Annotated in this window: 17 protein-coding genes, 1 tRNA gene and 1 pseudogene; 13 read left to right on the forward strand and 6 right to left on the reverse strand. The window is 50.7% G+C overall.

Features of this window, described 5'->3' with window-relative positions; translation table 11 throughout:
- Positions 1–75 precede the first annotated feature (75 nt).
- Both MJ768_RS02500 and MJ768_RS02510 read right to left on the reverse strand, forming a co-directional pair.
- A tRNA-Met gene (locus MJ768_RS02500) sits at positions 76–149 on the reverse strand.
- A gap of 535 nt (positions 150–684) precedes the next feature.
- Positions 685–1,029, reverse strand: a pseudogene (locus MJ768_RS02510) (transposase); the annotation flags it as partial.
- Between MJ768_RS02510 and MJ768_RS02515 the strand changes: the two are divergent.
- From MJ768_RS02515 to MJ768_RS02535, 5 genes are all read left to right on the forward strand, one after another.
- A complete protein-coding gene (locus tag MJ768_RS02515; protein ID WP_239287761.1) occupies positions 1,024–1,332 on the forward strand; it encodes a hypothetical protein in 309 nt (102 codons plus the stop codon). The pseudogene MJ768_RS02510 and the gene MJ768_RS02515 sit on opposite strands and share 6 nt — an antisense overlap.
- Before the next feature lie 150 nt (positions 1,333–1,482).
- On the forward strand, positions 1,483–1,842 hold the full coding sequence (locus MJ768_RS02520) for a transposase (protein WP_239287763.1): 360 nt from the start codon (positions 1,483–1,485) through the stop codon (positions 1,840–1,842).
- A 674-nt stretch (positions 1,843–2,516) separates the two neighbouring features.
- Positions 2,517–4,037 (forward strand): efflux transporter outer membrane subunit, encoded by a 1,521-nt coding sequence (locus tag MJ768_RS02525; protein WP_256449817.1) that lies wholly within the window; start codon positions 2,517–2,519, stop codon positions 4,035–4,037.
- 15 nt (positions 4,038–4,052) lie between these two features.
- Positions 4,053–5,195 (forward strand): efflux RND transporter periplasmic adaptor subunit, encoded by a 1,143-nt coding sequence (locus tag MJ768_RS02530; RefSeq protein ID WP_239287767.1) that lies wholly within the window; start codon positions 4,053–4,055, stop codon positions 5,193–5,195.
- Between the two features lie 20 nt (positions 5,196–5,215).
- Positions 5,216–8,290 carry an efflux RND transporter permease subunit gene (locus MJ768_RS02535; RefSeq protein WP_239287769.1) on the forward strand — a complete coding sequence of 1,025 codons (3,075 nt, stop codon included), beginning with the start codon at positions 5,216–5,218 and terminating at the stop codon, positions 8,288–8,290.
- A 173-nt stretch (positions 8,291–8,463) separates the two neighbouring features.
- On the opposite strand, the gene MJ768_RS02540 is transcribed toward MJ768_RS02535, so the two are convergent.
- Both MJ768_RS02540 and MJ768_RS02545 read right to left on the reverse strand, forming a co-directional pair.
- Positions 8,464–9,483 carry a ribonuclease Z gene (locus tag MJ768_RS02540; RefSeq protein ID WP_239287770.1) on the reverse strand — a complete coding sequence of 340 codons (1,020 nt, stop codon included), beginning with the start codon at positions 9,481–9,483 and terminating at the stop codon, positions 8,464–8,466.
- A 235-nt stretch (positions 9,484–9,718) separates the two neighbouring features.
- Positions 9,719–9,883, reverse strand: a complete 165-nt coding sequence (locus tag MJ768_RS02545; protein ID WP_239287771.1) for a hypothetical protein — start codon at positions 9,881–9,883, stop codon at positions 9,719–9,721.
- A 371-nt stretch (positions 9,884–10,254) separates the two neighbouring features.
- Between MJ768_RS02545 and MJ768_RS02550 the strand changes: the two genes are divergently transcribed.
- The 3 genes from MJ768_RS02550 (at position 10,255) to MJ768_RS02560 (ending at position 13,013) form a co-directional block, all read left to right on the forward strand.
- Entirely contained in the window at positions 10,255–10,704 is a 450-nt protein-coding gene (locus tag MJ768_RS02550) for an Hsp20/alpha crystallin family protein (RefSeq protein WP_239287772.1), read from the forward strand.
- A gap of 84 nt (positions 10,705–10,788) precedes the next feature.
- A complete protein-coding gene (locus tag MJ768_RS02555) occupies positions 10,789–11,094 on the forward strand; it encodes an HPF/RaiA family ribosome-associated protein (protein WP_256449819.1) in 306 nt (101 codons plus the stop codon).
- A gap of 62 nt (positions 11,095–11,156) precedes the next feature.
- Positions 11,157–13,013, forward strand: a complete 1,857-nt coding sequence (locus tag MJ768_RS02560; protein WP_239287774.1) for a patatin-like phospholipase family protein — start codon at positions 11,157–11,159, stop codon at positions 13,011–13,013.
- A 61-nt stretch (positions 13,014–13,074) separates the two neighbouring features.
- Here MJ768_RS02560 and MJ768_RS02565 read toward each other — a convergent pair whose 3' ends face one another.
- Entirely contained in the window at positions 13,075–15,153 is a 2,079-nt protein-coding gene (locus MJ768_RS02565; RefSeq protein WP_239287775.1) for a hybrid sensor histidine kinase/response regulator, read from the reverse strand.
- 141 nt (positions 15,154–15,294) lie between these two features.
- Positions 15,295–18,255: a chemotaxis protein CheB gene (locus tag MJ768_RS02570; RefSeq protein WP_239287776.1), complete on the reverse strand. Its 2,961-nt coding sequence runs from the start codon at positions 18,253–18,255 to the stop codon at positions 15,295–15,297.
- A 368-nt stretch (positions 18,256–18,623) separates the two neighbouring features.
- Here MJ768_RS02570 and MJ768_RS02575 point away from each other — a divergent pair, with 368 nt between their 5' ends.
- From MJ768_RS02575 to MJ768_RS02595, 5 genes are all read left to right on the forward strand, one after another.
- Positions 18,624–18,872 (forward strand): hypothetical protein, encoded by a 249-nt coding sequence (locus tag MJ768_RS02575; RefSeq protein ID WP_239287778.1) that lies wholly within the window; start codon positions 18,624–18,626, stop codon positions 18,870–18,872.
- A gap of 120 nt (positions 18,873–18,992) precedes the next feature.
- Complete coding sequence (locus MJ768_RS02580; protein ID WP_239287780.1) at positions 18,993–19,289, forward strand: hypothetical protein; 297 nt, start codon at positions 18,993–18,995, stop codon at positions 19,287–19,289.
- Positions 19,290–19,817: 528 nt separating this feature from the next.
- Positions 19,818–20,222, forward strand: a complete 405-nt coding sequence (gene mscL / locus MJ768_RS02585) for a large-conductance mechanosensitive channel protein MscL (RefSeq protein WP_239287782.1) — start codon at positions 19,818–19,820, stop codon at positions 20,220–20,222.
- 279 nt (positions 20,223–20,501) lie between these two features.
- On the forward strand, positions 20,502–21,203 hold the full coding sequence (locus MJ768_RS02590) for a DUF6781 family protein (RefSeq protein ID WP_239287784.1): 702 nt from the start codon (positions 20,502–20,504) through the stop codon (positions 21,201–21,203).
- The gene (locus MJ768_RS02595; protein ID WP_239287786.1) at positions 21,203–22,957 is read left to right on the forward strand and encodes an ABC1 kinase family protein; all 1,755 of its coding nucleotides are present in this window, start codon (positions 21,203–21,205) and stop codon (positions 22,955–22,957) included. Before MJ768_RS02590 ends, MJ768_RS02595 begins: the two co-directional genes overlap by 1 nt.
- The last annotated feature ends 14 nt before the right edge of the window (positions 22,958–22,971 follow it).

Here is a 22,971-nt window from a genome sequence, read left to right on the forward strand (position 1 = left end):
AGCGCATGTACCCACACTCGTCGGTTGTCTGTAAACTTTTAAAGAACGGGCTGCCTAAATACATTTGCACTAGGGTTGCGGGGGCAGGATTTGAACCTACGACCTTCGGGTTATGAGCCCGACGAGCTGCCAGACTGCTCCACCCCGCGTCAGCTAAGAAGTGGAACTATAGCAAAATAGGTAGGGCTCGTCAAACATTATTCAATGTTATTCATTGAAGCTACATTAAACGCAAATGCGGCAGCATGCGATCGTTTGTATACATTTTTGATAGAACAAAATTAATTCTCGTAAGCTTCTTATGGGCGCCTCTTGAATCCGCCTCCAATATTTCTGACAAATGGAACGCGTCACATTTCGTTACGATAAATTTTGGCTATGTCGCAATTGCCTGTTGAAACTGCCTTGCCCTTCCGATAGATGAGAGCAAACCCTTAGTTGGCGTGACACTTTGTCCGAGGCGGTAAATCATTCTGTGCTAGTCAAGATAGCTTTCGAGATAATGCGTGGCTACACCATTAAATCGCGCCATCTATTTTTTTATAATAAGGTTACGCTGAACAAGCCTCGCATTTCCAAGATTTCAATTACGAAATATGCTTGATTATGCAATAAGGCAAGTTCGACCCGCTTTGTTTTGTCTTTTCGGGCTGCTCCTTGGGCTTTTCGCCCGCCATTCGCCCGCTAAGGGCGCACCTTTGCCATCAATCGATTTCGAGACACCAATGCCAGCGCGGTAAATGCGCGACCGGCATTCTTGACTAAACCACGGTAGCGCACTTTGGAAAAACCCCACAGTCGTTTGATCACGGCAAAGACATGTTCGACGCGGGCTCTTATTTTTGACTTGTTGCGGTTCTTGCGGCGCTTGACCTCATCGACCTCGCCGCCAGCCTTACGGGTGCGACAGTTGGTGAAGTCGCGGGCCTTGGGCGCTTTGCTGTGGATCAAATCCATCTGACTGGAATAGGCGCTATCACCATAAACGCGCTGCTCATGGCCATGCAACAAATCAGGCGGGGGATGTTTCGGCACAGAGAGCGCTTCACCCCTGAGCGCGAAGCCGAACTACTCAAACCGTTCCTGGAGTCTGCCAGTATCGGCGGCATTTTGGTGGTCAACCAGATCAAGCCCCAACTCGAAATGGCGCTGGGACGGGAGATGGCGCTGTCATCGGTGTACAAATTGCTGCATCGGCACAACTGGCGCAAACTCGCACCGGACAAAGGCATCCGCAAAGCAATCCTGTGGCACAGGAAGACTGCAAAAAACTCCCCGAAACGCTCGCCGAAATCCGCCAGGACTGGGCCAAAAACGAACCGATCCGACTGATGTTTCAGGACGAGGCGCGTTTTGGGCGCATCAAAGACGTGCGTCGGTGTTGGGTTCCCAAGCCCGTGCGACCGCAATGTCAAGCTATGACCCCACGAGTACACCTACGCGTACGCGGCGGTGGGGGCCAAAAGTGGAGAGCTCGATTCTTTGATCTTGCTGCACGTCAATACCGACTGCATGCAGTTGTTTCTCGATGAGGCCGGTGCGCGCCACTCCAGCGACAAAATCATAATGGTGCTCGATGGCGCCGGCTGGCATTCCAGCCGGTTACTCAAACCGCCACAGAACATGAAACTGTTACCTTTGCCACCCTATGCTCATGAGCTCAATCCAGTCGAACATGCGTGGGACGAATTGCGTGAGAAGCACTTCCATAACCGCGTCTTCGATAGTCTTGATGCACTGGAGGATCAGCTCGAAGTGGCCCTGCACACCTTCGAGAACAATGCGCCAATGGTCAAGTCCATTGTGGCTTGGGAATGGATTGTTAGTGCTTTATTGAATTAGAAATTGAATTACTTTGACTCAAACGGAAGTGGAAAACGAAAAGCCCTGCGGCAACCAATAATATGCCACTAAAAAATCCAATTGGATGATCAATTTTAAGTAATACATAAACCCCTGCAACCACGTAAAGGTCCGGAAGATGCCGATAAACTTTGTTAGGTAGGTAAGCCATTTTGTTCTTCCTGAGTGGATTTTAATTAATGTTACAAGCTGTAAAACAGTGCCTAGTATTTACCACTTTTTGCACCCATTTTAACCAGATTTAAAACCCAATGCTAATGTTAAACAATGTAGTAGAAATGTTCTATGGTTAATTATCACGCTGACAGCTGAAAAATATTTAGCGCTAAACAAATAGAAGCTGGAGCAATTATTGCCTTGGTTTGATGGTACAAGTTAGGCAGCTTCGCTTACAAGCTTCCTGAACTCTTTCCCTGTCTAGAAATGTAGTCGCGGGTACTTCCACTCTCGCGCCGGCTTTTGGATTACATCCAATGCGGTAAACCTCCCATTACTGGAAGAGGCTGTCAATCTTGATGATTTCCAAAATCTGCTATTATTAAATAGCGTTAACAATAACAATCCAAATTTTGCAAATCAAAAATAAAAAATTATATATAAAGTGCTGTCCAGTCTTTATACAGTTTTTTTCACGGCTAACCGCAGGGTTGCTATTGGGAGGCACCCTATCGCTGTTTGGTTGTACTAATGTAGGGCCTGATTTTAAGCAACCTGATCCTCCCAATGTGACAGGCTACACTGCGCAAAAATTACCGAAGCAAACGGAATCTGCCCAAGTTAAATTAGGAGAGGCACAGCGTTTTGTAGTCGAAAAGAATGTTCAGGTGGAATGGTGGAAGAATTTTGGCTCGGCCAAACTGGATGCCCTGATCAAACAGGCCTTGCTCGCCAGCCCGACTTTAGAAGCTGCGCAAGCAACCCTGCTGCAAGCACAACAAACCTATGCTGCGCAAAAGGGTTCCACGCTATTCCCTCAAGTGAACGCCAAGCTGAATGCACAGCGTCAGGAGTTTAATCCTGCAATCTTTGGTCAGCCGGGCAAGGCCAAAATATTCGATTTGTATAATGCCGGAGTAACGGTCAGCTATAACCTTGATCTTTTCGGGGGTAACCGCCGTGCCCTTGAATCTTTAGCTGCACAGGCAGATTATCAGCGTTACCAGTTTGAAGGTGCGCGACTTGCCCTGGCTGCCAATATCGTTACGGCTGCCATGTCCCAGGCGCAGTTTGCCGAACAGGTAAAGGCAACCGTAGCCATTTTGGCAGACCAGCAAAAGCAGCTTGATATTACCAGGCAGCGCTTCAAACTGGGGGCCGTGCCGCGTGGTGACGAATATGCCTTGTTAGCCCAATTAGAGCAAACCCGCGCCAGTATTCCGTTTTTGCGAACCAACCTCGAGAAAGCCAGTAATTTGCTTGCCGTGTTAGTGGGTCAGCCCCCTGGAACGGCGCAAATACCAAAATTTGCATTGTCGGATTTTACTCTCCCAACCGAGCTTCCTGTTGTGATCCCTTCAAACCTGGTGCGCCAGCGACCAGACATTCAGGCATCGGAAGCTTTGCTGCATGTAGCCAATGCGCAATATGGGGTGGCGGTGTCCACGCTTTATCCAAAAATTGATCTGTCTGGTGCTTTGAGTTCACTAGCAGTGTCTACATCCGGCTTGTTTGCGGCTGAATCACTGATCTGGAATATTGTGGCTCAGGCAGTGCAGCCGCTGATCAATCTTGGTCTTAAAGACGGTGTTAAAGCGGCTAAATCCGGTTTCAATGTAGCCGCAGCAAATTACCGCCAAACCTTGCTGCAAGCTTTTCGAGATGTTGCGGACGTGCTGCATACTCTGGACAATGACGCACAAATATTGCAAGCGCGAGCTGCTGCTAATGCCGCGGCACAAGCGTCACTGAATATGACCCAGCAGCAATTTTCATTGGGCGGAGTGGGTTATTTGCCGCTGCTGATCGCGCAAACACAGGCACGCAATGCCGAGATTAGCTTGATTGCCGCACAGGTTCAGCGTTTGACGGATACGGCAGCGCTTTATCAGGCTATGGGTGGTGGCTGGGTTGCCGCTTCGAATAAAGAGGCGGGACCGCTGGCCCAGACTACTCAATCAGCCGCGCAGGATACGGAGCATCAATATTTTGTGGCGCAACTTTTAAACCACAATTGAGCATGGAGTAAATGCATGACTAAGGGAACGACCAAACGCATGATCATCATGCTGCTGCTAGCCGCAATGGTGTTTGGCGGAATTTATGCATTTCAGCAATTTCGCAACAAAATGATCCAGCAGTCCATCAAGGGACGTGCTAACCCACCGCAAAGTGTTTCTACCACCGTGGCACAATTATCCTCCTGGCAACCTACATTCGAAGCGGTAGGGAACCTGCGCGCTTCGAATGGAACCAGTCTGGCAGCCGAGGTCAGTGGTCTGGTTACCGCAATACATTTTGACTCCGGAGCCACGGTGGAAGCCGGGCAGCTGCTATTGGAACTGAATGCGGCTCCGTTCAAAGCCCAGCTAGAACAGCTCAAGGCCACCGCAAGACTTGCCAAACAAAGTTATGATCGTGATGTTGCACAGTATAAGGTAGAGGCGGTCAGCAAGGCTGCTGTAGAAATTTCTGCCGCCAATTTAAAAAGTGCCCTGGCCCAGGTAACCATGCAGGAAGCTGTCATTGCCCAGAGAAGTATTCGCGCCCCATTTTCTGGCCGGCTGGGTATACGCCAAGTTGATCTTGGCCAATATCTGGCGCCAGGTACTGCCCTGGTAAATCTGCAAAAACTTGACCCCATGTATCTGGACTTTTCCGTACCCCAGGCTCAGATGGACATGGCTCGCGTCGGCGAGAAAGTCACGATTCAAACCAGTGCATTTCCGAACAAGGTTTTCACTGGCACCATTTCGGCGATTGAACCACAGGTTGAGATCAGCACGCGTAATCTTAAAGTGCGAGCCAGTATTGCCAATCCCAACAATGAGTTGCTTCCTGGATTATTCGCCACCGTGCGGGTGAACAGGGGGGATCAAAAACAGTACATTACTCTTCCGAATTCAGTCATTGCCTATAATCCTTATGGAAGTACGATCTTTATAGTGAACAATAAAGGGAAAGGGGCCGATGGCAAGCCGCAGCTGGTGGTAGAACAGCGTTTTGTCACTACCGGCGCCACACGTGGCGATCAGGTAGCCGTGCTTTCAGGCTTGAAAGTGAATGAGACTGTGGTTACTTCCGGTCAACTGAAGCTACGCAATGGCACTCCGGTATTTGTAAATAATAGCGTACAGCCGTCTAATCATCCCAATCCTGAGGTTAAAGACGAATGAACAACGCTGCTAGAGCTGCGATGAGAAAGTTTACGGACATTTTCGTCGAACGCCCAGTTCTGGCAACCGTAATCAGTCTGGTAATACTGGTTCTGGGACTGCGCTCGCTTGGTTCATTGCCGATATTGCAATTCCCCTATACTCAAAATGCCGTGGTTACGGTCAACACTTCTTATCCAGGAGCCGATGCCAATCTGGTGGCAAGTTTCATTACTACTCCACTGGAAAATTCCGTAGCCCAGGCTGACGGTATTGATTACATGACTTCCAGCAGCAGCCAGGGAGTAAGCGTCATTACGGCCAATCTTCGGCTAAATCATGATCCGGCCAAGGCAATGACCGAAATCAACACCAAGGTTAATGCAGTCCTTAATCAATTGCCGCCCCAGGCGCAACACCCCACACTTTCCGTCAGCATTGGACAGACCATCGATGCGATGTATATCGGCTTCTACAGTGATGTTCTCAAACCCAACCAGGTTACTGACTATCTCGTGCGCTCGGTACAACCCAAGCTTCAAGCAATCGAAGGCGTGCAGGTCGCCGAGTTACTGGGTGCAAAAAACTTTGCCCTGCGGGCATGGCTTGACCCTCACAAACTCGCCGCTGTTGGTCTTACCGCTGCCGATGTGCATAGTCTTTTGGCTGCAAATAACTTTCTCTCATCCAGCGGCCAGTCCAAGGGACAAATGGTGCAGATTAACCTGAATTTATCTACCTCACTGCATTCAGTAGATGAATTCAAACAGATGGTTGTCAAGCAGCAAGGCAATTCGGTAGTGCGCCTGGAAGATGTAGCGAATGTTACTCTGGGCGCCGATGACTATGAAAACAGTGTGTCTTTCGACGGTAAAAAAGCTGTGTACGTGGGCATTCAGATTGCACCGGGCGCCAATCTTCTGGAAGTGATCGCCAGGGTACGCGAAGCCATGCCTGGAATCCAGGCACAGCTACCGCAGGGGTTGAACAGCAATATCGTTTATGACTCGACTAAATTTGTCAATTCATCTATCAACGAGGTAATTAAAACCCTGGTGGAAGCCGTCCTGATCGTCACGGTCGTGGTGTTTGTGTTTTTGGGTTCACTACGCTCGGTGCTGATCCCGGTAATTGCGATTCCACTTTCACTGGTAGGAACTTTCACTGTGATGCTGGCCCTGGGCTACTCCATTAATCTGCTCACTCTCCTGGCCTTGGTTCTCGCTATCGGGCTAGTGGTGGACGATGCCATTATCGTCGTAGAAAATGTAAACCGTCATCTGGAAAATGGCCTGTCACCCTTCGAATCATCTATACAAGCGGCGCGTGAGCTAGCCAATCCCATTATTGCCATGACTATCGTGCTGGTTGCGGTATATGTTCCGATAGGTTTTATGAGCGGCCTAACCGGTGCGCTGTTTACCGAGTTTGCTTTTACCCTGGTGGGCGCCGTGACTATCTCAGCGGTAATCGCACTGACACTCTCACCTATGATGTGTTCGCATCTTCTACGCACACCTAACCGGGAGGGCGGAAGCTGGCAGGATCGCATGCAATTATGGCTGGATCGGCAATTTGTTCGCTTACATGGTCGTTATGAAAGAACCCTGCACGGCACGCTTAATTTCGTCCCGGTAATCGCCATATTTGCGTTCGTGGTGATCGGAGGCATCTATTTTCTTTATATCACCTCAATGTCCGAGCTTGCTCCACAGGAAGACCAGGGCGTGCTGATTGCTGCTTCTTTTAACGCACCGGATGCGACGCTACAGCAACGGGAGCTATTTGGTGAACAAGTTCAGAATACGTTTAAGTCACACCCCGAAACAGATCACACATTCCAGCTAAATATGCCGTCACAAGTTATCACCGGCTTGGTGCTCAAGCCCTGGGATGAGCGTGTTAAAACCTCCATGCAACTGCTACCTGAAGTGCAAGTAGAATTAGGGAAAATTTCCGGCACGCAAAATGCTCTTTTTCAGCCGCCCCCGCTACCTGGCGCACGTGGCATGCCAATCCAGTTTGTAATTACTACCACAGAATCCTTCCCCAGGCTGTACGAGGTAGCGCTGAAGTTCTTGCAGGAGGCTGAGAAAACAGGTGAATTTATTTTTGTACAGACAGATTTGCGTATTGATTTGCCGCAAACCAAAGTGGTGATTGACCGCAATATGGCATCGCAGCTAGGTTTAAATATGCAAGAAATTGGCGCTGGACTCTCGGCCATGCTGGGCGGAGGCTATGTAAACTATTTTGAATTGGAAGGTCGGTCTTATAAAGTTATTCCTCAGGTAGCCCAGCGCTTTCGCCTGAATGTTGATCAACTCTCGCATTATTATCTACGTGCTGCAAGTGGAGAGATGGTGCCGCTATCCACCGTAGCGCATATGGAAACCAGTACTGAACCAGAAACCATCAATCATTTCCAGCAACAAAACATGGCGACTATACAGGGGGTGGCTTTCCCCACTTCCTCGCAAGGCCAGGTGCTGAAACAGCTCAAAACTTTAGCCGAAAAAAACCTGCCTGCAGGATACAGCTATGACTATGCAGGATCTTCCAGACAGTTTGTACAGGAATCCGGCGGACTCATGCTAACCTTTTTCTTTGCGATTGTTATTATTTTCCTGGCTCTCGCAGCCCAGTTTGAGAGCTTCCGCGACCCCATTATTATTTTAGTTTCTGTGCCCATGTCCATTCTAGGAGCATTGATTTTTATCAATCTCGGAATTGGACACACCATTCTCAATATTTACACTGAAGTTGGCTTGATAACACTCATTGCCCTTATCTCGAAGCATGGTATTTTAATTGTGGAATTCGCCAATAATTTGCAGCTATCAGGGTTAAACAAGCGAGATGCCATAGAAAAAGCAGCTGGTTTACGCCTGCGACCGATACTGATGACCACTGCCGCCATGGTACTGGGCGTTTTGCCGCTTATCACCGCCAGCGGTGCCGGTGCAGTGAGCCGTATTAACATGGGTATTGTGATTGCAAGCGGCTTATCGATAGGCACATTGTTTACCCTGTTTGTCGTGCCTGGCATGTACATGTTACTTGCTACTGAACGTAGTCATGAAACAACAGTATCAGGGTCGAATGTCAAAATTTAAAGCTATGCGGACCTAACTCCAGCGCATGTTGCGCATCCACGTCATTCAATACCGTTGCATCTAGCTGACTCACCTGAAAAAAAGCACCTATCAAGCATTTATAGGAATCTGCAATCGAATGACGCTGTTATCGTCAGTGAGATTTTAAAAATTCGCGCTTGTTCAACGTTGCCTTAAAGCACCGTACCACCAAATGCCGCCGCCACTTCCGCGCGCAACAATGGGCGATCATTGTCCCTGTAGCGCGACGAAAAATGCAACGGAATGACGCAACCGACTCCCGCAGCATGGGCAAGTTCACCTGCCTGACGCGCAGTCAGGTGGAATTTGCGTCGTCCATGTTCGGCATCACGCTCCATGAAAACCGCCTCGATAAACAGCATGTTTGCGTTGCGCGCCAATTCAGTAATATCCCTTATGTTATCTTCAAGCCATGCGACATCGGTGACGTAAACAATTTTCTGGCCCGGCACAATACGTAGAGCTGACTTCAATTCGGCTAGCGGCAACATCCGCTCTTGCTCCATACCATCCTCACGCCATGCCACGCGTATCTGCCGCTGTTCCGGGTCGTTGCGCAACACTGCCTGCTTCAGGTCACGCAGCCATGGCCCCAGTGGCAAGCCGAGTTCCTGCAGACGGTTCTTCCATACATTGATGTGAGCCTGTTCTTCCAATGCATAAGCCAAACAAGGGATGCCGCCATGATCAAGCAAGGCGCAGCGCACCTGCATGGCTGGTTCGTTCAGCAACACATTCCCCGGACAAAGCAAGCTTGTTTCATTTTCGCGACGAAACGCATTGCGGCAGTGGAAGCTGGCGCGCAGCCCAGCTTCATTTCCATTCAATTCAGTGACGTGTAAAGTAAGATTGGACGTGTAGTTATGCACAAGATTCCAGGTGTAAGCGCGCAGTTTGTGCTCTACCTGTACCAGAAAGCCGGGCGGACCAAACAACTGCAAATCCTTTTCACGCCCCAGCAGAATTCGTAGCAGCCAATCGAATCCGATAAAGTGATCCATATGTGCATGGCTGACAAATATATGGCTGACGCGCAACAATTTACGTGGGGCCAACGCCCGAATGTCGCCCAGATCAAACAACAAAGCGCGTTGTTCGAACATGCAATCGACAAACAGCACGGGGTCTCCAACAGAACCATTTACCAAGTCGGGATGAAAAATCGGACGCATGTTACCGCCGTTTGAAATTGCGTTTAAATATTATGTGGCATTTTCACTATGGGCAAGCCGCTGATATTGCGTGGGTTGCTGCACAGCACCCAGTACACTCATGTCATTTTTGGAATGCCAGGATCAGGTGGGTCGGAGTCATCGTCAATTAAGCCCAGACTTTTCGCGGCATCGAGTAATCCTTAATCCAACGATCACTACGCTGATAGCATTTGTACTGCAGTGAGATTTCTCATTACTTGCGATGTCCGAGCACTAAGCCTGCAATTTCTACGCCAAGACCCAGGGCGAAAATTATTGCGCCAATCCAGATATCTTCTGGCGCCAAGAACATCAGAATTCCACCCAAGCTAAGCAGCGAGATAGATAAGATTCGTTTGGTACGAGGGTTCTTGATCATGGCTATAAGGAAACTCTTTTATGGATGTAGAGCGCCAATTGTAGACTTGAACCAACAAAATGTCAGCGAACTGAATCTCCCTGTGCATTGTCCCGAAATAAAGTAACTGAATGAATGTGCAAGTCTGAACGGGCTTCTGGCGCCTAAATTATTTATACGCCCGCTGTATTAAACGAATACATCAATTATGTTCGGTACCGCACTGACCGATTTTAGAATTTCATTAATATGAGTCACATCATCTAAATATTTAATTTTTGGCGATTAGGCTTGTCCGAATTGCTTTTTCTGACAAAGCTAGCAAGTCCGTCAGTGATGAAATGTAACTACAGTAGTTGAAAATAATTAACTCACTTTAATGGAGAATTATCATGTTTAATATCATTCCGCGTTCCTCCCTGCTAAGCAATATTGCTCGTTCCGATCCATTCACAAATGTTGATGAATGGTTCAAAGGGTTCGGGATGCGTCCGTTCTCCATGGAAACGGAGACCCCTTCCCTGATCAAGATTGATTTAACCGAAAATGACACGACCTATACTGTGCGCGCGGAAATCCCCGGAATGAAGAAAGAGGACGTCAAGGTGCAAGTGGATGGCAATCGTGTTTCCATCAGTGCCGAGACCAAGCAGGAAAAAGAGGAAAAGGAAGGCGAAAGGGTCATTTGCCGCGAGCGCTATCAAGGATCAAGCTATCGGAGCTTTACTCTGGGCAGCGATGTGGACGAGAGCAAAGCCCAGGCCAAATTTGAAAACGGCGTGCTGGAACTGACACTGCCGAAGAAAAGCGGAAAAACTTCCAAGCAGCTCGAAATTAAATAACTTGGCCAGCCTTCTTTTTAAAGAGAGAAATCATACTCGAGCCTTTACATTGTGTAAGGGCTCGATTCGTATAGTACTGCCGGTATTCGTGACAAGGCGCTAAAACTTGAAGAATTCTTCAAACATATCATGTCCTGTCGTGTCGTGGTCGAGGCGCCGCACAAGCATCATCATCAGGGCAAGCAATTTAATGTGCGCATCGACATTGGTGTGCCCGGTAATGAGATTGTGGTTAACCGTGATCATCACGAAGATGTTTATGTCGCCTTGCGCGATGCCTTTGATGCCGCTAAACGCCAACTTGAGGACTACGCGCGCAAAACGCGTGGGGATGTCAAAACTCACGAGCCGAAGCGCACGGAAGAACGCGACAATTCAATTTCAGAGTGAATGGATGACGGTTCAATGGAACCGTAGCGGCAAACAGTTGGTGTAGCGGCGCGGGAGGATAAATGTCGGATCAAGAATCTCCATTGTCAGATAAGTTCTGTGATCTTGTTATGAAGGGGGGCATCACGAGTGGTGTCGTGTACCCCAAAGCCATTGATGAATTGGCTCATGAATACATGTTTAAAAACATAGGAGGAACGTCTGCGGGTGCTATCGCAGCGTCATTAACCGCTGCGGCCGAGTATCAGCGCCGTAGTAGTGGCAGTATGTCCGGCTTTATCCAGTTGGCAAAGCTACCGGAAGAACTTGGTGCCACAACGTCTGAAAAAAATCAAAGTTTACTACTAAGTTTATTCCAGCCACATCCATCAACTAAAAGATTATTCAATGTCCTGATCAGTGCACTTAACAACAGCTCTACATACGGCAGAATTGGATCAATTTTCCTTGGGTTTTTGCGCAACTATTGGGTGGCAACAATAATTGGCCTTGTTGTTTCTGCGGCGATTTGGAAAATTACTTTCAGTTTGGTTGCAACAGGACTCTCTTTGTTTGTCACGATAATTGTATTCATCGCTTATTTCTTATATCGCGATATTACGCAAAAGATGGTGGCCAACAACTATGGCCTGTGTAGCGGAATGACCATGAACAAGCAAGAAGCACTTACGCCGTGGCTGCATAGAAAAATTCAGGAAGCTGCCGGACGAAATCTGGATGACGCTCCATTAACATTTGGAGATTTATGGAAAGCTCCAGGCTTTCCCCCAGCATGGCTTGTGTTGCCGAAACAATCCATGGTTCGATCCATAAACTTGGTCATGTACACCACCAACCTTTCGCATGGACGCCCCTATGTTCTGCCTTTTGATGATCCTACGTCCCAGCTTTATTTCAGAGAAAAAGAGTTGGCAAAGTATTTACCGGATTCAGTGATGGACTGGATCAAGACGCATGCCAAATCCTATGCTCCTCGCCCAGGTCGTGAAAAATTTGACCCGAGCTTAGCGACAGGGGCTGGATTGTTTGAGCTCCCGCCACCAGAAAACTTTCCTATTCTATTGGCAGCTCGGATGAGCCTAAGTTTTCCGTTGCTTTTTTCAACAATCCCATTGTGGGCAATTGACTATGACACAGACTATAAATCCGGAAAGCGTGGATTTCAGCGCTGTCAATTCTCTGATGGAGGAATCAGCTCCAATTTCCCAATGCATCTTTTCGATGGACTGATTCCCCTGTGGCCTACATTTGGTATTCAACTTGAGCCCAAATTGCGTTCCCGAACCAATATGGTGTATTTACCGCAAAGTTACGAAGAAGGCTACGGCGAGCGTTGGGAGCGATTCGATGAAAACCAGAACTCCAGTAGTCGTTTTGGTGGTTTTTTGGCTGCTATCGTTAACACGATGCAAAACTGGAACGATACGGCACTATCACGCATGCCCGGTGTTCGAGACAGGGTCGTTCGAGTACGCTTGAATAAAAATGAAGGCGGTATGAATCTAAACATGCCAAATGACCTGATTGATGCTGTATCCGCGCGCGGTCAGGACGCGGCAAAATATCTCATTGAACGATTTGTTCCTAAGGCAAGTGCCACATCAACCGAGGGCTGGGATGAGCAGCGCTGGGTGCGTCTTAGAGTTCTGATTCGCATGTTTGAGAAACAGCTGCCCCCTATTAAGATAGCCTCTAATCCAAACGTTCCCCATGCCAAGGATTTCGAGTCGATGATAAATGATGCTTTAGTGAACACACCACCTGGTTACAGTCAGCCGCTGTCTGTGGCTGAAGCTGATGCATTAAAAGATATCATCCGCTGCATGATCAATTTTTCGGACGATGTGAGAGTGCAGGCGAATCAATTCCACTTTCAGCCGATTCCAGAACCAGAGCTACGAGTACGCCCCCCACTCTGATTAAGAATATAGATGACCAGCTATAAAGCCAGCCATCAAGGGATACGTTAACCCAAAACTTCTACGCTGCTTCTATTTTTGATCGCCCTTCTGCCAATTCAAACGCCTCGTCGATCGCATTCATAAAATAATTGAGTTTGATGGGTTTAGTAAGGTAACGAAAGAACCCTGCTTCCATGGTATTCACAATATCGTGGGGCATGGCATTTGCACTCAGGGCAATGATGGGAATGTGTTTCGTTAACGGATCACTGCGCAAAATTCTCAGAACGTCGACACCACTGATGCCCGGCAGATTAATGTCCATCAGGATAACGTCCGGCAGATGGGCGCCTGCCACCTCGATACCGACATTGCCGTTCATCGCACTCAACAGGCGAATATCAGGGCGACCCTTAATGATATGCTCAACCAGCGACAAGTTGGCCGGGTTGTCTTCAATATACATCAGGGTGCGCTGTTGAGATTGGTCATAAACGTTTGTTGCAAGCGTTACGGATTCGCCGCGAACGTCTGCAAGCTGTAACTCATCGGCCACAGGCAATTCAAACCAGAACACGCTTCCCGCACCTACTGTGCTTTCCACACCGATATTGCCACCCATCTGTTCTATTAATTTCTTGGACACCACCAGACCGATGCCTGTCCCTTCGACTGCACTGGATTCTTGTCCGAGACGATTAAATGGCTGGAACAGTTGAGCAAATTGTTCTGGAGGTAATCCCTCGCCGGTATCCTTGACGCTGATACGAACGTGCTTCAGGGCATTTGCGCTGCATGTCACCTCAACTGTTCCATGCTCGCGGTTATATTTAATCGCATTGGACAGCAGATTAATCAAGACTTGTTTTACCCGAGTTCGATCGGCATAAACAATCAGTGAATGGTCGAGCGGGGGAAAATTCAATTGGATGTTACGCTGTTGCGCTTGCGGTTCCATCATGGTTTTGCATTCGAGCAGAATTTCTTGCAGTGACACGCACTCTGGCGACAGCGACATGTTGCCGGATTCGATCGATGCAAGGTCAAGGATTGCATTGATCAAGTCCAGCAAATACCATCCACCACGAATGATTTCTTTAAGCTTGATCATTTGAGTGGGAGTTGGCGCGGGGGAACTCAACTCCAACAATTGGGCAAAACCGAGGATGGCATTGAGCGGAGTGCGCAGTTCATGGCTCATGCTGGAAATAAACTCTGATTTTACACGATTCGCTTTTTCAGCGGCAATTTTGGCATTACTTAATTCCGTAATGTCGATTTCTGTTCCGACATAATGGGTTATGGCTCCGTCGACCCCTTTTACGGCGGAGATGGTCAGCCATTTGAGATATGACTCACCATTTTTGCGTCTACCCCAGACTTCTCCATGCCATGTTCCAGTGCGGCGGATGACCTCCCACATCTCACGATAGAAGTCCGCATCGTGGCGGCCAGACTGGAGCAGGCGCGGTGTCTGGCCCACGGCTTCTTCGGCTGTATAACCGGTGGTATCGGTAAACGCCTTGTTGACCCGCATGATCACACCGTCAGCATCGGTGATCATCAAGCTTTCTTGCGACTCGAAGGCAACAGAGGCGATGCGAAGATCAACCTCGGATTGTTTACGCTCGGTGATGTCAGTCAATACAGCGCGCACCGCTGATTTCTCTCCATTATCTTCCAGACGCAAGCAATGCAACTGGGCGAAGAAGTATGATCCGTCGTTGCGCTTGAGTAAAAATTCACAAACCTGCCTATTGTCGTGTTTTAGCACAGACAGAAAATAGCGATACCAACGGTCGCGGTCTTCGGGGGCAATGAAAGGGGCAAAACGGCGGTGCAGCAGTTTCTTGCGCTCGATTCCCAGCAGCTTGGCACCGGTGAGATTGATTTCGTCGATCATGGCATCTTGGTTGAGGGTGATATAGCCGACGGGGGAGAAATCATAAAAATCTACATAGAGGTCTCTGGACTCTTCCAGCGCAACCTGCGACTGCCGCAACTCCTCGTTCTGCATCTCCAGTTCAACCTTATATAGCTGGAGCTCGTGCAGAATTTCCTCGGCAGGGCGTGGCAACCCATTCATCGCTGATGCGCGGCCAAATTGCATTTCAGCTTTCGTGCGTAACTGGTCTGGCTCGTTTGGTTTTTTGCTCATGTGGTTTCCTGATAGCCCGATTAAATCAGGTTTTACGTAGGGGCGAATTCGCCTAGTATACGCCCATTTTATGTGGATACCCTCAGGGCAGAAGATCCTCTGCGAGGTGAACCAGCACTTGTCCAATTCCATTGGCCGCTCCTATAAAACCTTTTCCATCGCCAGCAAGATCATCTTCGTATCGCCGGCATTGTCGACGATGCGGCGGGCGTTGAGCAGCATGCGGTGATGACCAATGACGGGAAAATCGTGTTCCACCTCGTAGCCCTCGAAACTCTGGTTGTGCGGCAGGATGTTTTCCAGTAGTTCGCGCAATTTCGGGATGTCCCATTGTTTATTGCCCAGGCTGTAGATCGGGCGACCCACGGTGTCTTCTGGTGTGGTTTGGAAGTCGCGGTAGAACGAGCGGCTGGCGGATATGATTTTCAGTTTTTCATCCAGTACGATCAGCGGCTCGCGCACCGTATCAACGATGCCCTCGGCCAGTTTTAGCGCTAATTTTTCCGCCGCCTCGGCAGCGATACGCTTGCTGATGTCGATGAAGGTCAGCACCACACCATCGATTACATTCTCCAGTGTCCGGTAGGGTTGAATGCGCGCCAGGTACCACGCACCGCCGACGGTACGCACCTCGTGCTCCTGCGGCGTCAGGGAATCCAGCACGGCTTGAGCTTCAGCGAGCAGGTTTTCGTCCTGGATGTTCGACTTGATATCGCACAATGGCCGGCCCAAGTCCGATGCGACCAGGCGATAGATCTGCATAGCCTCACGAGTGAAGCGTTTGATTTTCAGGTGCTCGTCGAGAAAGATGGTGCCGCCGTTGATGTTGTCGATCAGGTTCTTCATGTCGTTCTGCATCCCGAACAGCTGCTCGATTTTCGCCTGCAATTCGGAATTGACGGTGATCAGTTCTTCATTGACGGATTGCAGTTCCTCTTTGGAGGTTTCCAATTCTTCATTGGTGGATTGGAGTTCCTCGTTGGTGGATTGCAACTCTTCGTTGGTGGATTTCAATTCTTCGTTGGAGGCCTGCTGTTCCTCGATGGTGGCCTGCAGGTTCTCCTTGGCATAGGCCAACTCGTGCTCCAGTTCTTCGACGCGCCGCAGTTCGCCGTGCCCTGGGACGGCACCTTTGCGGCGTCCCGGTTTGCCGGGTGCCGGATGCGCCATATCCTGGAAGCTTATAAGCAGCAATTTCCCGCTGGCACCCTGGGCGACCATCGGGTGCAGGCTGATTCTCACAGCGTGGAAATCGCCGTTGCTCTTGACTGACACTTCCCGGCTCACGGTCGACTCACCTTTGCCGGTACTGTTCAAGATGGCGCGCAACTCCAATTGCAGGCCATCGCGCGCCATGTCCACCACGTTGAGCGTTGCCTGGCCGGGTGCCGGGCGCAGATATTTGCCGGTGTCGCCATGCACGAAAACAATGTTGCCCTTCAGGTCGGTTACCACTGCAGCGGGCGCAAAGGACTGGAGCAGCACCCGCTTCGTCAGCTCGGCGAAGTCGGTTTCCTTGGTCTTTTTTGCCACTTCAGCGGGCTCTTTTGCGTTGGGGTTCCTGGTCCATAACAATCCGCCGGATAGCACTGCGCGGGTGGAGGCGACGGTGCCGGTGGCGCGGAAGAATTTCCACTTGCGGCTGAGCGGCGTAAATAGGTCGGTATGGTTGCCGATACTCTCCGAAGGCGAGAGGAACAGCACGCCACCCGGCTTGAGGGCATAATGAAAAGCCGGGATGAGGCGGTTTTGCAGTTCCGGTTCCAGGTAGATCATGACGTTGCGGCAACTGAGCAGGTCGAGCCTGGTGAAGGGCGGGTCCTTGATGACGTTTTGGGTGGCGAACACCACCATCTCGCGGACGTCCTTCTTCACGCGGTAGCCCGCTTCTTCCTTGACGAAGAAGCGGCGCAGCCGCTCCGGATCGATATCCTGGGCAATATTGGGCGGATAGACGCCGGCGCGTGCCACGGCAATGGCGTCATCGTCGAGGTCGGTGCTGTAGATCTGGACTTTCAATTCCTGCCGGGTCTCGTCCATAAATTCGCGCAGCAGCATGGCGATGGAGTAGGTCTCCTCGCCCGTGGCGCAGCCCGCCACCCAGACGCGGAATACGTAATCTTCGGGTTTGCCCTCGAACAACAACGGCAGGATGTCGCGCTTGAGTGTGGCGAAGGCCTCGGCGTCGCGGAAAAAGCTGGTGACATTGATTAGCAATTCCTTGAACAGCAATTTCACCTCGGCGGGATTCTCCTTGAGGTAGCGGGCATAGGTTTCCGTGTCCTCGATGTTGTGCTGCGACATGCGCCGCTCGATGCGGCGGCCGATCGTGCTCTTTTTATAGGCCGAGAAGTCGTGGCCGGTGCCGGAACGTAACAGCATCAGGATGCGATTCATGCCGCTCACCGCAGCCGGGGCGGGTGGCGTTTCCTGGCGGACGGCCAAGGTGTGCATGCCGGCCAATAATACCTTCGCCATTTTTTCCACCGGCAGGACATGGGTGGCGTAGCCGGCCCGGATGGCACTGACCGGCATTCCGTCGTATTTTGCCGTGGCCGGTTCCTGCACCAGCGAGACCCCGCCGGCGCCGAGGATGGCGCGCAGACCCAGCGTGCCGTCGGTGCCGGTGCCGGACAGGATGATTCCAATTGCATTTTCTCCTTGGTCATCGGCCAGGGAACGCAGGAAAGCGTCAATCGGCATGCGTAGTCCGCGCGGCTGCTCCGGTACGCTCAGTTGCAGCACGCCGTGGAAGATGGACATGTCGCGGTTGGGCGGGATGACATAGACGCCGTTGGGTGCCACGGCCATCTGGTCCTGTACCTCGACCACCGGCATGGCTGTGGTGCGCTGCAAGATTTCGGTGAGAATGCTGACGTGACTAGGGTCGAGATGCGACACCAGCACGAAGGCCATGCCGCTGTCGGGCGGAACACTGCGGAAGAACTGTTCGAAGGCTTCCAGACCGCCGGCGGATGCACCCATGCCGACAATCGGAAATGGCGCGTTCGGGACATTTTTTGCCGAAGCGACGGAGCTGGCCAGGATCATCGGAGATTTTGACTTGGGCTTGGTCTTCTTTGTTGACTTGTTAGTCGGCATGCGGCAACTACCAGCCTGATTAATATAAGTTTAAAAGAGTATCACTTTATCGAAGGTTCGAGCACATTTTTTCCGATCGTGATCAGTTTATGGTCCGATCCGGGCATTTTTTGGCAACATATTGCACTTCGAACTTGAATCCGCCACCTTAAGCAGGCGGGCACCTCTAAAAATTCAGAGTTCTAAACAAGACTAGGCACGAATAAAAAATGTTGACGCAGCATATAATTGATATGTAAGGAAACATTTTTTGTGAGCAACAAAGTATTGTGACGAAATCTGAATTTTTAGAGGTGCCCGGGCATCAAATATGACCGATTGTGCTTATACTCTCCTCCTGCAAGCGTTAAGGCGCATTTCGTCCGCACATGCCAGAAAGGGTCGCCATGAGCAACAACAAGATTCGCAAGATTTGCGACCAGATAACCGCTCTCGAAAATGAACTAAGTACGGCTATCGAAGAACAGAGTGGTCGCCTGCGTTATCAACTCGAAGGCAAACGCGTCATATTCGAGCGAGAAATCAAGGATGTACACCAGCTTGCCAAACTAGGCGTACTGCGCTGGTTTCTGACTGTCCGCCCACAAAACTATCTCACCATGCCCATCATTTACTGATTGGCTATCCCTCTACTCTTTTTCGACTTATGCATCAGCCTCTATCAGTTAACCTGTTTTCCTGTCTACAGAATATCCAGAGTAAGGCGCGCAGACTATTTTGTATTGGATCATCAACACTTGGCATACCTGAATATCATTGAAAAAATGCACTGCATGTATTGCTCATATGCTGTCGGGTTGCTCGCCTATGCACGTGAAATTACGGCACGCACCGAAGAATATTTTTGCCCGATCAAGCATGCACGCAAAATCCTCAGTGCGCATTCGCGCTATGAACGTTTTCTGAACTATGGTGAGGCAGATAACTTCCATGGAAAACTCGAGGAAATTCGCACCAAACTTGCCAAGGAAGCGGTGCAAGCAGACAAGCGGCAAAGTGGCGGCTCGCAAAATGCGAATGACACAACCAGGTAACTTTCAAAGCAGACACTGCAATAGTGCCGACCTCAATTTCTGCAATCAGACGCATTTTTATAAAACAGCAGGCTCTTCCTTTGTTTATTGCATTGCAATGTACGGTACCAAACAGACAGAGCTCTTAAGAATTGAATATGTTCCAATAAAAAATTGTAGACACAATAAGTTTGGAAGAGCTACGGATTTCCCTTCGTTGTGCCAGACCGCCTTCATCGGATATTAAATTCAAACTTTAGAACCCATCAACCAAATGGGTTTGAAGGCATGTTTAGAGGAAACTTGATCCAAGAAACGGAGGTGTCCTTGGTAAAACTAATGAAAATTGAGCTCTAAATCATAATTTCAATATATTTAATCACCTTATGGGCGCCTCTAAAAATTCAAGTTTCTAAGCAAGACAAGGCACGAGTAAAAAATTTGAGCGCGGCATATAGTTGATATATAAGCGATAATTTTTTTCAAGTAACACCGTATTGTGACGAAAATTGGATTTTTAGAGGTGCCCTTATATGAAGGAGAAATGCTATGGGTATGATGAAAGAATTTAAGGAGTTTGCCGTCAAGGGTAATGTTATCGACATGGCCGTAGGCATTATTATTGGAGCTGCGTTTGGTAAAATTGTCTCGTCTTTTGTTGGCGATATAATTATGCCTCCAATTGGAGTCCTCTTAGGCGGGGTTGATTTTTCCAACTTGGCGTTCACCGTTCAGGAAGCCAGGGGAGAAGCACCAGCTGTTGTGATCAGCTACGGGAAGTTCATCCAGACAATGATTGATTTTACGATTATTGCCTTTGCAATATTTGTGGCTATAAAAGGCATAAATTCATTAAAGAGGCAATCGGAAGAGAAACCGGCAGAACAGCCAAAAATTTCAAATGAAGAAGTGCTCCTTACAGAAATTCGTGACTTGCTTAAGGAACGAAAGTAAGCTGAATATTGTAATGGACCTTCAAGACCAGCGAACTTGACACTTGCGCCATACATAACGATGGCGCATGGTTATGGCATAGCCAAGATCAAATCCGTAGTAGAATTTTTAACATGGGCAATGCTAATGCGACAGATTTCCTGTGGCGACGCGTTCCCACGCTGGCATCGCACATAAGGCTATGCTCATCGCGGCCCACCCCGGCGGGGCTAATTTTCAATACGAGGCACTGCCAGGACATCTAGTTGTTCAAGTCACCACTTCAGGAGGATCACCATCATGCAAAATGCAACAGGCAACAATATTGGCGGCGGTAATGACACAGCCTTGCTCGAAGCTGAAGTGCGTAGTGCGGTCGAGCAGGGTCACGATGTACAAGAAATGGTGCGGAAGCTCACCTTGCACACGATCAGCGCGCGATCGCTCGATATCGAATCCTTGCGGCAGATTGCGAGTGCCGTACTGAACGGTGCGCGGGCAGGCGCGCAAAAGGAAATGCACCAGTCGGCGGCACAAAACGAAATTACACGTGAACGCCTGAAACAGGCCGTATCCGGGCTGGATGCGGCGCTAGCGCAGTTTGCTGAAGCCTCTAAACTAGCGTTGGAAGAAGCGGCGGGCCGGGCGCAATCATTTTCCAGTGAGGACCTCGCCCGCGCGCGTACCGATCTGGAAAGCCTGGAAGCGATGTTCCTGGAAACCCTGCAAAGCTCGACCTCGGGTGCCAAGGATGTTGCGGGAGAAATCCTGTACGACCTGGCTGCGCACGCCCGCACCTATGGTTCCGCCGTGGGGGCGCAGTTGAAGGAAACCCTGGCCGTCATTACGCACCAGCTTGGCGCGGCGGGACGTCTCCAGGTTGTGACCGGGTTGCATCTGGCACAAGCCACTTCCGACCTGTTGCGTAAAATTACTGCCGGCGTGCTTATCGGCTTGGCAGATCGCATCAAACCCGGCCATACCCAAAGCAAGGAAGACTGATGCTGTGGCAGGCGCTGACAGCAGTGCGCGACCTCGGCCGCCTGTATGACATCGCCTCGATCCTGGTCCGCTATGGTTTTGGCGACATGGTGCGCCGAATGGGACTGGCCAATGCGCTGGAGCGCGCCGGGCGGGCATTGCACTGGAACAACGCTGAAGAGTTCGCCCACCTGCCCTCACCCGCGCGGGTACGACGGGCACTGGAGGAAATGGGGCCAGCTTTCGTCAAGCTTGGCCAGATGCTGGCCACTCGCGTGGACCTGTTCGAACCGGAATGGATCGCCGAATTCGCCAAATTGCAGGACAGCGCGCCTGCTGCACCCTATGCCGAAATACGCCAGCAGCTGACCGAAGACTTGGGTGCTCCTCCCGAGGAAATATTTTCCGCCTTTGATCCCGAGCCGCTGGCGGCCGCTTCCATTGCGCAGGTGCATCGCGCCCGCCTCGAAGACGGCAGCGAAGTAGTGGTAAAGGTGCGCCGACCTGGCATTCGGCCGATCATTGAGGCCGACCTGCGCTGGCTCATGCGATTGGCGGAACTAGCCGAAAAGGAAAGCCCGGAACTGCGCAGTTTTCACCCGCAGGAAGTGGTGCGCCAGTTTGTCCAGTCGTTGCGGCGCGAACTCGATTTCGCCAGCGAATGCCGCAATGCCCAGCGCATCGCGGAGAATTTTGCCGGTTATGCCGACAAAGACAAGTCCGCCGAGGTCGCCATACCCGAAGCGGCGCCTGAATTGCCTCCGGCGCTCCCAATCATCATCATCCCCCGCGTCCATTGGCAGTGGACCGGCGAGCGGGTGTGCGTGCAGGAATTCATCGACGGCATTCCCGGCCGCAAGCTTTCCGCCGTCGATCAGGCTGGCCTCGACCGCAGGATACTCGCTCGACGCGGGGCGCACGCGGTGTTGAAAATGATCGTTGAAGACGGCTTTTTCCACGCCGACCCGCACCCCGGTAACGTGTTTTATCTCCCTGGCAACCGCATCGCCTTTATCGACTTTGGTATGGTTGGAAGGCTCACCGAGGAGCGCCGCGACCAATTGATCCGCCTTCTGCTGGGATTGGTCGAACATGAACCTGCGCGCGTCGCCGATGTGCTGCTCGACTGGACGGGCGACGGCGCGGTGGATGAGAATGGTCTGATACTGGAAATCCAGACCTTCGTCGATCAATACCACGGGGTGGCGTTGAAGCAGCTAAAGTTGGGCGCCATGCTCTCCAACTTGGTGGCCATCCTTCGCCAGCACCAGTTATCACTGCCGGCCGATCTGGCGCTGCTGGTCAAAGCCTTCATCTCGCTCGAGGGCATGGGTCGCGAGCTCGACCCAGATTTTGACATGGCTGGCGAGGCGATGCCCTTGCTGGAGCAGGCGCTGCGTGCACGATATACGCCAGCCGCACTCATCAAACGCGGCTGGCGGGCAACCAGTGAGGCTCTGGCACTTGTCGCCGACTTGCCCCACGACCTCTCCCAGCTACTGCGTGCCGCCCGGCGCGGTCGGCTGGAAATCCACATTGATGTTACGCACTTGAAGCGTGTCGGCAATCAGCTCGACACCGCCGCCAACCGGCTGGTGGTCGGCATCGTCGTCGCTTCGCTCATCATCGGTTCTTCCATCGTCATGACCGTGCCAGGCGGCCCCAGCTTGCTGGGGCTACCCTTCTTTGGCACGATCGGTTACCTCGGTGCGGTGGTCGGCGGCGTATGGCTGCTGCTGTCGATCTGGAAGAGTAACAGAGCGGATCGGGAGTGACAGCAATGACGGGT

The sequence above is a fragment of the Candidatus Nitrotoga sp. 1052 genome, from assembly GCF_927312905.1.
Taxonomy (GTDB): Bacteria; Pseudomonadota; Gammaproteobacteria; order Burkholderiales; family Gallionellaceae; genus Nitrotoga.